Here is an 11,596-nt window from a genome sequence, read left to right on the forward strand (position 1 = left end):
CTGATTAAGAATTTGGTTGATTATTATTTACCAACACGATTTGACAAAGAGCCTTTAATATCTCCTACAAAGCCCGGCAAAGACCGGGCTTTTCATGTGGGAAAAATGAAAAGAAAAAATACATATGATTCCACTAAGCTAGATGTTAGATAAATTATATGAGATCTCTCGACTACGCTCGAGACTAGGGATTGAAAGAAAACTGAGTTTTCTCTCCTCTTCCCTTACCTCGACCGAAGCGGAGAGGTCTCGCGAGAAATAGTAAAAGAATAATTCTTTTAAACATAGAATTATAGCAAGCTATACTATTACCGCCATCTCGAAGGAGGAACGACTGAGAGATCTACAGTCTAAGATGATATGCAGATATAAAAGTACAAGTTATCTACATAACTACCTCACTAACTATGTCTCACTCCAAACATGCCTCAAAGTTCCGTAGACCTCTCGTCGCTTCCTTGTGGAAGCTCTGTCGAGGTGGCATGTAAGGAAATTTTTTTAAAAATACAGATTATGGTACGAGAGGTCTCGACTACGCTCGACGGTAGTTTGCGGATTCAGTGATAAGCCTGTCCGGCTCATGGAGGACTTCATCTCGCAAAGCCTCGATTTTGAACTCTTCGAGTTCTTGGAACTTATTTTTCAAATAAGTCCCACTTATTCGATTTTTTTCAAAAATCGAAGCCCGACTGTCCGACACTCTGTCATCAATTCACTGACGTTCATTGTGACCAGAACCATTAGACATAAGGGTAAAGATGGAAAGCTAGCTTTCCTACCCCTTCCTTTGCTTCGACCAACGTGGAGAAGCCTCTTGAGTGATAGTAAAATCCTAATTATTTTAAAGTTTACAATTAAATCAAAATTACAATTAACGCATTGTTATTTAAAACATCATTTGATGGTACGATATCTAAAAATTCCTACACATTTGTTATCTATATTGACAAAACACCCCATCACTGATATCATATATCCATCAGAAAAGTTAGGAGACAAAATGAAAAAATTATCTATAGAGAAATTGGCAGATACTGTCATTAACAAGAGAAAAGAAAAAGGAATAACTCAAAAAAGTCTCGCTGATACCACTGGTATCAACAGAGCTATGATCAGTCGTTTGGAATCATGCGACTACACACCTTCTATCGACCAACTTCAAGCCATAGGAGAAGTCTTGGACTTTGAAGTAGTCGATATGTTTGAGGAAAAAACAAACGAAAAAGAGATAAAAGCTAACAAGAATTACAAGATTGCCGTAGCTGGTACAGGATATGTAGGCATGTCCATTGCGACCCTCCTATCCCAACACAACGAGGTCACTGCAGTTGATATTGTAGAAGAAAAGGTAGAGAAGATTAATAATAAGATCTCCCCTATCCAGGATGATTATATAGAAAAATATCTCAAAGAAAAGGACCTAAACTTAAGAGCAACTCTTGATGGCGAAGCTGCCTACAAGGATGCAGATTTTGTAGTAATCGCAGCTCCTACCAACTATGATAGCAAGAAGAACTTCTTCGATTGCTCTGCTGTAGAAGATGTAATCGAGCTTGTCCTTAAGGTCAACCCAGAAGCTACTATGATTATCAAATCCACTATCCCTGTTGGTTACACTAGAGAGATTAGAGAAAGATACAAGAGCGATAATATTATATTTAGCCCAGAATTCCTCCGTGAATCCAAGGCCCTTTATGACAATCTCTATCCTTCAAGAATCATCGTATCCTGTGATGATCAAAGTAGGGCCAAGGCAGAAACCTTCGCGGCTCTTCTTACAGAAGGCGCCATCAAAAAGGACATTCCTACCCTCTTTATGGGTTTTACAGAAGCAGAAGCAGTAAAGCTTTTCGCGAATACCTACCTTGCCCTTCGTGTATCCTACTTCAACGAACTTGATACCTACGCAGAAAGCAAGGGACTAAATACAGAAGAGATCATCAACGGAGTATGCCTCGATCCAAGAATCGGCACCCACTACAACAACCCTTCCTTTGGTTATGGTGGGTATTGCTTACCAAAAGATACCAAACAGCTTCTAGCAAACTTCGACAAGGTCCCACAAAACATGATCTCCGCAATTGTCGATTCCAACAGGACCAGGAAGGACTTCATAGCAGATCAAGTCCTGAACATAGCAGGCTACTACGATTACAATTCAGATGACCAGTACCAACCAGAAATGGAAAAAGACTGCGTCATAGGAGTCTACAGACTCACCATGAAGTCAAACTCCGACAACTTCCGTCAATCGTCCATCCAAGGAGTTATGAAAAGAATCAAGGCAAAAGGAGCCAAGGTAATAATCTACGAACCAACCCTAGAGGACGGAGACACCTTCTTCGGATCTTTAGTAGTTAATAACCTAAGCAAATTCAAAAAAATGAGCCAAGCAATAATAGCCAACAGATACGACGACAGCCTGGATGATGTGATAGATAAGGTATATACAAGGGATATATTTAAGAGAGACTAAAGAAGATTCGAGATGCCTAGGATAGGCTCGACGGTAGGTAAATTAAATAGATCTCTCGACTTACGCTCGAGATAAGGGATAAGAAAACGAAGTCTTCTCTAGAGTTATTAGAACGCCATTCGGCGTTCTTTTGCCCTTTGTTCCTAAGAAACAAAGGGCACTACACTATTTGTATTTCAGACAAACAGTGGCCCATCAGGAGGGCTACCTTACCTCGAAGCAAGCCTGTCCGGCTAATGGAGGACGCGGAGAGGTCTCACGCGTTATATTAAAAGTGTATTTAATTAAAAACTTTGAATTGTAGTAATTCTCACAATTACCGCCATATCTAATGGAATTGTCACAGTGAGTATAGCGAACTGATGAAACCGTGCCGGGCGGTCGGGCTTCGATTTTGAAAAAATCGAATTAGTGGGACTTATTTGAAAAATAAGTTCCAAGGACTCGAAGAGTTCAAAATCGAGGCTTTGCGTGGCGAAGTGCAACTAAGCCCGCAAACTACCGTCGAAGGAGGTACGACTGAGAGATCTACAGTCTGCGATGACACGTAAATAATAAAGATTATTTTGTAGAGATGTCTCGACTTACGCTCGACATAAGGGGACAGAAAAGGAGATATCTCGACTACGCTTGATATAAGGGGGATGAAAACGAAGTTTTCTAGGAAGCATTAGAACGCCATTCGGCGTTCTTTTGACCTTTTTTTCCACGAAACAAAGGTCACTACACTATTTGTCTTTCAGACAAACAATGGCCCAACAGGAGGGCTAACAGCAAAACACCAGCCCGCAGGCTGGTGTCCTTTTTTTCTTTCGCTTATCCAATATTAAATTCTTGAGTTTCCATATTTTCCAAGTAGGCTTTTACTTTTCTACTTACCTTGCCGTCTTTGGTGGCGAGGGCTTCTGATGCTATGATCTCGTCCATGGCTTGGTTTACTCCTGCATCATCTATGTCCTCTTTTGGATTGTCTATCGAAATCATTCTTTTTGTTCCCTTGTCGTCTGCGAATTGTAGTTTTAGTCTTTTAGTCATATGCTAATACCTCCTTAAGCTAGTTCTCTTGTTTCTATCTTGTATGTCTTGTGCTCGTTCGCATTAGTCAAAGCCACATAGGCTTGGGCGAATTTCTTAAGTCCTTCGTCTGCTACTCCAGCTACTAGGCTTGAAAATGTCCTAGATAAGGACTTTGCCTTGCCAGTTATTTCTTCTACGATGTCATAAACAATTTTTAATTTCATATTTACTCCTTTATTTTTCTTATTTTGTAGGCCCTACACTTATATATAGAATTTTTCGTCAAATCTTCCCGACTTTTTTGTTATTTTTTTCTAGATATCTATCCAAGAATTACCTTTGCTATCTTTGTAGGCGACATATCTTCTAAGACCACTGTCCCTTCCTATATAAGATAGCCAAGAATATCCTTCGTTTTCTATCAGATAATCATAATATATCTTATCTTCAGGATAGTAGTGAGTTATGATAGCACTATTTGTCGAGGGTCTCTCCCTAACGTTCGTCACTGCTCGGACTATGGCACAGCCCTTCTTCCACACACCCTTACTTGGAGAAATTCTCCCGATAGGTCTAAAGTACCTCTCCTCGGATGATCTCCTACAGTTTAGATAATATCCTATAAAGGAATCCTCATCATTTATGGAGACCCCATTGTTGGTGTAATTACAATGAATTATGGATCCCTTCCTTAGAAAAATCCCCGTATGGCCATAGGCTCCGGCGGAATGGCCTTCGATTCCCCTTATGAATATGTCTCCCCTTCTTACATCTCTATAATCATAAATCTCCCTAAAGACTCTTCCCTTTAGCTTATATAGAGATTCAGTATTGCCAATCCTCGTACCCTTTGGAAGAAAACCCCCAGCTATCAAAGCATAGTAGACAAAGGACGAACAGTCCAAAGCCTCTGGCCCCAGCCTTTGGGGATAGGCCATTGAGTAGGCCACCTTGTGATGCTTGGATAAGGCGAAGGCAATCATTCTATCAACACTTGTCATAAGTCCTCCTTTTACCTGGCCCTAGGCCAGGCTCTTTTTAATTTCGTTAGTATCGATCAATATCCTGTCTATCTTCCCATTGATTTGGAAGATTAAAATAAGACAAATGGCCACAGGAAAGCCTAGTTCACTAATAATCTTAATGATGTCCATATCTTATTCGGCTTAGGATGCTCTGATGATTATGCGATTGAAAATCCTTCCATAATCAAAAAAACACAAGTCCTCTTCTTCTAGTCTCATAAGTCCAAGGATATGAGAGAAGACAGAAAGTGCGCCACTCCTTTCTTTTTTATTTTTTTGCCTAAAGGCTAAACCTCCTTTCACTTATATATAGAAAAATAAGCCCAATCTTCCCGATTAGACTTTTGGACTTTTATTGTCTATTTTTATTTTATAAATAACTTTTAGGCAAATTAAGACCAAATAAGAGCACTTTATCCAATTAAACTTTTCCTTGAAAATAGTCTATTATGTAGGTGTCGACACAAAGAGAGCTCTCGGAAAGGAAATATTATGAAAATAACTTTGGACAATTCCGAGAAGATACTAGCAGCCTACAAGCCGCTAATACTAAAGACAGTCAAACAATTTGGAGCCTTCGAAGAAGAAGAATCCATAGACGAAGCAAGAATGATCCTAATAGATGCCATAGGCACATATGATGAGAGTAAAGGCACCTTCGGCACCTATGCCAAAAACCTCCTCCGCTATCATTTCCTAGACAAGGCCAAAACCCCAAGGCCAGACTCTATCTACGAAAAAAACGAGGAAAACAACTCAATAATAGACCTCCTCGAAGCAGAGGATAATACAGAAGAAATAATTATGGGAGAAGAAAGAAAAAATGAAATCCTAGCAAACTTAGGAAAAATAAACAAGAAAAACTCCCAAATCCTAAAACTAAAATTCTACCAAGACCTAACAAACAAAGAAATAGGCCAAATAATGAAGATCTCCACCAAAACAGTTTTCAACAGAATAAGCATGGGCCTAAAAGAAATGAGGGAAATTATGGTGGGAGACATATGAGCCACAACAAAGCTAGAATAGATAAATAAAAAGAGATATCTCTGCTACGCTCGACGGTAGTTTGCGGCCTCAGCTACGCCTCACCTCGCAAAGCCTCGATTAAGGCCTGTCATCAATTCACTAACGTTCATTGTGACCAGAACCATTAGATATAAGGGTAACGTAATTAGATGCCTCGACTGACACTCGGCATAAGGGTAAGGAGGGAAAGCTCGCTTTCCTACCCCTTCCCTTATTTCGACCGAACGTAGTGAGTGGAGAAATCTCTAGCATTTACCAATATCAAAATACCAAAGTATATACCTCTAGATAAATTCAAACAAAAGTTACGCCATCTCGAACGAATGTGAGAGATCTACAGTCTATGATGACATGTGGATATAAAAGTTCAAGTTATCTACGTAAATAAGAAAATAACGAAATCTCATTACATTAACTATGTAATAAAATACCGCTAAAAGTTAGAAGCAATCCCAAGCGACACTTACGCCATCTTCAACAAAACCCCCTCTTGCAAAGGCTTCCTATCTCCTGTATAATTAAAGTACATTAACTGTCTTTTTATATTTTATAAAAACTATTAATGTCCGAAAGGAGGCTGCAATGAAAAGAGAAATCTTGGCCATTCTGCCTGAACCTATGGAAAGAGTGGGGATAGTCTCTCGTATCTACTACACCGATGCTATCGAGATTGATAAGAGAACCCCCACCCACTTCCTCAAAAACTCCTACGACAGGAAGGGAAAGAGTAAGAAGCTCGTTGACAAGAAAATCAAAGCCAAAACTCAAATAAAAAGAAACTATCCCTACGTCATCGACAAGGACCACGTCTTCTTCGCCTTCAAGATCCGTGAGAGCAAATATGACGACCAACAGAGGGGCTTCGTCAACGTCAAATACGTAGACAAAATCCAAGGATCGACCATAATCCTTACTACAGGAGAAGAAATCTCAAGCCTAAACACAGAAAAGACTCTCCTCTCCAACAGAAAAAACGCCCAACTCCTCTACTACATGAGCCTAGTAGAAACTATGGCCGACAACTTCATGGCTATACAATATGTGCGTGAGAATTTGATGGACTGATAGATAATAAAGCGTATACTAAATATGTAGTAAATAAGAATTTGTAAATTATGTGGAGAAATTAATGCAAGAAATAGAATTAAAAAACAAAACAGTATTTGTAACAGGTTCCGCAGGATTCATAGGAAGTAACCTAATCCTTGAACTTTTAAGAAGTCAATCTCCTATCAATATTATAGGAATTGATAACATGAATGATTATTATGATGTAAATATCAAAAAATGGAGACTAGAAGAAATAGAAAAGTTGCTAGGAGAACATGAAGATTCTTCCTATACCTTCTATGAAGACGACTTGGCGAACAAATCTGTAATAGATGAGATTTTTGATAAACACCAACCAGATATCGTCGTTAACCTAGGAGCACAAGCCGGCGTACGTTATTCTATATCAAACCCTGACTCCTACATCCAATCTAATATGATAGGCTTCTACAATATCCTAGAAGCTTGCCGTCACTCTTATGATGGTGGCAAAAAGGGAGTCGAACACTTAGTCTATGCCTCTTCCTCATCTGTCTACGGATCAAATAAGAAGGTTCCTTATAGTACCGATGATAAGGTAGATAACCCAGTCTCCCTATACGCAGCTACTAAAAAGTCTAACGAGCTAATGGCTCATGCTTACTGTAAGCTCTACAATATACCTTCAACTGGCCTAAGATTCTTCACAGTTTATGGACCAGCAGGAAGACCTGATATGGCCTATTTTGGCTTCACAAACAAACTTCTAAAGGGAGAAACTATAGAAATATTTAACTATGGAAATTGTAAGAGAGACTTCACCTATATAGATGACATAGTTGAAGGTGTCAAAAGAGTAATGAAAAAAGCACCTGAAAGAAAAAATGGCGAAGATGGACTTCCAATCCCACCATACGCCATCTACAATATAGGAAACAGTACCCCAGAAAACCTTCTGGACTTCGTAACAATCCTTCAAGAAGAACTAATAAAAGCGAAAGTCCTTCCAGAAGATTACGACTTCGACTCCCACAAAAAACTAGTCCCAATGCAGGCAGGAGACGTCCCTATCACATACGCAGATACAAGCCCTCTAGAAAGAGACTTCGGATTCAAACCTAATACCAGTCTTAGAGAAGGGATTAGGAAATTTTCCGAGTGGTATAAGGAGTTTTATGAGATTTAATTGATTAAAATCTAATAGTATATAAAAAAAACCTTAAGAAATATTTAATTTGATTTCTTAAGGTTTTTGTTAATCAATAAATCAAAAGCTTTTATAATACATTACTAATTTTTAAAACTATCTCTTAATCTTATCGAACATCTTGATTATATAAGGCCTGTAGAAAATGTAATTAATTAATAAAATAAATACAACAGCAATCAAGGAGACTTTTATTGCATACACTATCCAACCAGCCCATGTTATATAATTTATACTAATTATCTTTCCTATCAAAATTATCATTATAGCGGTAATGAAGTCTATTAAAAACTGTTTTACAAAATTTCTAATAGGCCATTTTATAAAATTCTTGGAATCATAAATTGCCATCCATATAGTTTGATAAAGCATAGCTATTAATGTTCCAATAGCAATTCCAAATAGCCCCAAAAATTTAACCAATAATATCGATAAAACAATATTTAAAATAGATGCTACTACATAGTTGCTCTGAGTTTGTTTATAATGCCCCCCAGCTAGTATCATTAAGTTATATGGGAGCCTTAAACAATGCCCTGCATTCGCTGCTACTATAAGCAAAGCAAACATCGGTTGTGTATAATTTGCATCATTTATTCCTGATGTATACACTTCTACAAATGGTACTATTAGAACACTTGTCACAGCGAATATAAATATGGTCCCTGTATGTATACTCCATTCAACCCAACCGAAAAATTTTCTTAATTTATCGAATTCCTCTTTTGCAAGCATCTCTCCCATTAAAGATTGTATTCCATTTGTCATAGATAATAACAATTTCTTAACTCCAGATACGACCAGGTTGTATACAGAATAAATTGATACAGCTTCTAACCCCATGAAAATAGTTAGGACTATATTGTCAGTTCCATCAAGTATAACAGAGGCAACATGTTGGGCTATTCCATTCCATTTTTGTTTAATAGGTTCTCCTGAATATTTAATATTCCAATCAATATTGTAATTTTTCTTAACATATAAAGAAAGTAATAATGGTCTAAGAAGATATATTAAAGACGTGGTTAACTTTACTATATGAATAGATGCCCCTAATTTTATTAGGATAAAACATGCTATAGTGTTTAATATCAATGTCACAGTTTGGATATTAAAAGAAAAATAGCCTCTTTGATTTGCAGTTATCAGCAAACTATTGACAATTCCAAAATAATATTGAGCAAATGAGCTTATGCTTATTACAAGAATCATAGTAGCAGTATACAGGAATCCAAAGTTACTTTTTGCTACTAGTGGATATACTCCCATTAGGATAATAACATAAACCAAAAGAATCCTTGCTAGTCTAGAAAAGAACTTCTGACCTGATACTACAATCTTGCTAATTTCAACATCATCTTTTTCTGCCAAAGGCTTGTATAGGGATGACTGAATTACAGCTCCTACTCCCAACTCTAGAAATGCTATTATAGCTAGAAATTGTGTTATAGAATTAATTAATCCATTTACTTCAGACCCATATGTCTGTAGAATTAATCTAGGTACTATAAATCCACAAATAATTGTAGTTATTTGAAATATTAATGATGAACTTGTGTTAAGAGCTAAAAGTTTTTTTCTATTCAAATTTATTAACCTTCCTTATTATTCTTATTTTCTGGAAGCTCAATTAACTCACCTAATTTATAATCCCATCCTTCAGGCTCAAACCCACTGAAACCACTTGCAGGGAAAAATGTTAATTCCCCAAAATATATTTTATTATCAACTTCATAAAAATCTACTCTTAAAAAAGGAATATCTTTTGATAAAAACTCCGATAATTCTATCATTTTGTTAAAGTTAATCGGTATTTTAATTTTATCATCTATTTCAATATTTGGTCTTTTAAAAGGAGCTACATTCCAATTCATATCAAAAAATGTTTCTTTTATAGATTCAAACCTATCAGAACATACCAATATGTATTCTACTTTCCCATTGAAACAAAAAAATTTGTAATCATTAGGATTTTCTCCTAAGTATTCTTCACAAATTATTTTTCTTGGTACATTTTTATAGGGCCATTCTCTACCAGAAAGATAGTAATCTTCTTTTAATCCTTTCTTTAACTCTATTTTTACTTTTTGTATATCTAGATTATTCTTATCTTTGCAAATACACATGCCTAAACCTGAATTATGATTACATTTCAAGACAAACTCATTTGGCAGAGTATCAAAATCAATATCATCAGGATCGTCCCAAACTCCCAGCAGTGGTATTAAGTACTCTTTTCCAATTTTTTCAGAGATATATTCTCTTACTTTATACTTGTCTACCATCTTTGTGTACTCTGGCTTTCTATCATATAGTTTTAGCCACTGTAATTTTTCGTTAAAGGTTTTTGGATCCGAAAAATCCATTAGTCTATTAAATGTATCATAAAATCTCAACAATATATATTTCTTATCTGATATGAATGAAAATCTATTTGGATTTAAGTGAACAATCTTATTTACAACTAATTTCATTAGATTCATAATTGGTTAACACCTTCCATAAAATTCAACCATCTTCTGGCTATAATCTTAGGCTGTAACATCAAAGAAATTTTTGAAGCATTTTTGCTTAATTCGTCTTGTAATAATTTGTTATTTAAAACTAAATTAATTGCTTCTGTCATTTTTTTCGCATCGCCCACAGGAACTAATATACCATTTTCACCATTGTTTATTATTGATTTAGCACCACCAGGGGGGCAGTCCGTGCATATTGTTGGTATTCCAATTGACATAGACTCAAGCATAGAATTTGAGATGCCTTCATAATTAGAAGATGATACAAAAAGTCCAGCTTTTAATATTTTTTCATGTATATTTGAAGAGTATCCATGAAATATAACTCTATTATCAAGATTTTTCTTATTAACATATTCTTCTAATTCTTTCTTTTGAGAACCCTCACCATAAATTTCTAAAGTATAGTCAATTAAATTTGAATCAACATCAGAAAATGCATATATCAATAATTTAATATTTTTTTGAGGTTCAATTCTGCAAAAATTAACTATATTTTTTTCTCTTGTCCCTTCATATCTTTTTGGAAGATTGGTAGAAATTGGATTTGGAACAACTGTTGTTTTACATTTCAATATATCCTTAAAATAATCCCTAGCACCAGGTGTTTGAAAAACTATTCCATCACACCTTTTATATATAAAGTTTCTAAGCATTTTCATTGATTTTTTTGCCGGAAATCTATTAGGATCATTCCTTTCAGAAATTATTAATGGAAAATTTCTTCTCCACAAAGCCGCCATCAAAACAGCATTAGTTTTTGGAATCGCTAAAGAAAAAACACAAAATGGGTTTAGTTCCTTTACTATATCTTTAATTTGTAAGTATTTATTATAAATTGTCGAAAAACGTCCACCATTAGGCTTTATTATCTCAATTCTATGTACATTTTTAGATAATTGATATTCGTTCATTTCTTTCTTAAGATAAGTAATTACATAAACTTCATAATTTTTAGATTTAGAAATTTCATTTGCTAGTGTTGAGACTACTCTTTCTGCGCCTCCAGTTGACAATCGTTCTATAAAAAAAACTATTTTTTTCAATTATATTCTCTCCTTTTAATATCTTAGTTCCAATAAAAATTATATAAGCGAGATGATTCATTTGCATAACTTAGGAAAAGCAATGAAAGTATAGCAATCAAAATCAGTGAATATATAAATTTAGACTTTGCTTTCATATATTTAGAAAAGTAAGGTAACAAGAATATTAAAAATACACGAAAATACAAAGATATACGATTAAACACGCTTATTCTCAATCCTATTATTTCTAAGGATAAATATAATGC

10 protein-coding genes are annotated in these 11,596 nt (G+C 35.7%); 4 read left to right on the forward strand and 6 right to left on the reverse strand.

The annotated features are described in order from the left end of the window. The first annotated feature begins 1,000 nt into the window (after positions 1-1,000). Complete coding sequence (locus tag RCH56_RS06550; protein ID WP_306484177.1) at positions 1,001-2,476, forward strand: nucleotide sugar dehydrogenase; 1,476 nt, start codon at positions 1,001-1,003, stop codon at positions 2,474-2,476. An 816-nt stretch (positions 2,477-3,292) separates the two neighbouring features. Here RCH56_RS06550 and RCH56_RS06555 read toward each other — a convergent pair. From RCH56_RS06555 to RCH56_RS06565, 3 genes are all read right to left on the reverse strand, one after another. Further along, the gene (locus RCH56_RS06555) at positions 3,293-3,511 is read right to left on the reverse strand and encodes a DUF2922 domain-containing protein (RefSeq protein WP_306484178.1); all 219 of its coding nucleotides are present in this window, start codon (positions 3,509-3,511) and stop codon (positions 3,293-3,295) included. Between the two features lie 14 nt (positions 3,512-3,525). Then, the gene (locus tag RCH56_RS06560) at positions 3,526-3,717 is read right to left on the reverse strand and encodes a hypothetical protein (protein ID WP_306484179.1); all 192 of its coding nucleotides are present in this window, start codon (positions 3,715-3,717) and stop codon (positions 3,526-3,528) included. A gap of 90 nt (positions 3,718-3,807) precedes the next feature. After that, positions 3,808-4,494: a peptidoglycan amidohydrolase family protein gene (locus RCH56_RS06565; RefSeq protein ID WP_306484180.1), complete on the reverse strand. Its 687-nt coding sequence runs from the start codon at positions 4,492-4,494 to the stop codon at positions 3,808-3,810. A 516-nt stretch (positions 4,495-5,010) separates the two neighbouring features. On the opposite strand from RCH56_RS06565, the gene RCH56_RS06570 reads away from it, so the two are divergent. From RCH56_RS06570 to RCH56_RS06580, 3 genes are all read left to right on the forward strand, one after another. Next, complete coding sequence (locus RCH56_RS06570; RefSeq protein WP_306484181.1) at positions 5,011-5,526, forward strand: sigma-70 family RNA polymerase sigma factor; 516 nt, start codon at positions 5,011-5,013, stop codon at positions 5,524-5,526. Between the two features lie 603 nt (positions 5,527-6,129). Next, positions 6,130-6,612, forward strand: a complete 483-nt coding sequence (locus RCH56_RS06575; RefSeq protein WP_306484182.1) for a hypothetical protein — start codon at positions 6,130-6,132, stop codon at positions 6,610-6,612. A 64-nt stretch (positions 6,613-6,676) separates the two neighbouring features. Continuing rightward, entirely contained in the window at positions 6,677-7,762 is a 1,086-nt protein-coding gene (locus RCH56_RS06580) for an NAD-dependent epimerase/dehydratase family protein (RefSeq protein WP_306484183.1), read from the forward strand. 117 nt (positions 7,763-7,879) lie between these two features. Here RCH56_RS06580 and RCH56_RS06585 read toward each other — a convergent pair whose 3' ends face one another. The 3 genes from RCH56_RS06585 to RCH56_RS06595 are packed head-to-tail and all read right to left on the reverse strand — an operon-like array spanning position 7,880 to position 11,348. After that, the gene (locus tag RCH56_RS06585) at positions 7,880-9,370 is read right to left on the reverse strand and encodes a sugar isomerase (protein WP_306484184.1); all 1,491 of its coding nucleotides are present in this window, start codon (positions 9,368-9,370) and stop codon (positions 7,880-7,882) included. A gap of 5 nt (positions 9,371-9,375) precedes the next feature. Then, entirely contained in the window at positions 9,376-10,266 is an 891-nt protein-coding gene (locus RCH56_RS06590; RefSeq protein WP_306484185.1) for an ATP-grasp fold amidoligase family protein, read from the reverse strand. Then, on the reverse strand, positions 10,263-11,348 hold the full coding sequence (locus RCH56_RS06595; RefSeq protein ID WP_306484186.1) for a glycosyltransferase: 1,086 nt from the start codon (positions 11,346-11,348) through the stop codon (positions 10,263-10,265). Before RCH56_RS06595 ends, RCH56_RS06590 begins: the two co-directional genes overlap by 4 nt. Between the last annotated feature and the right edge of the window lie 248 nt (positions 11,349-11,596).

The organism is Anaerococcus sp. (assembly GCF_030825785.1).
GTDB lineage: Bacteria > Bacillota > Clostridia > Tissierellales > Peptoniphilaceae > Anaerococcus.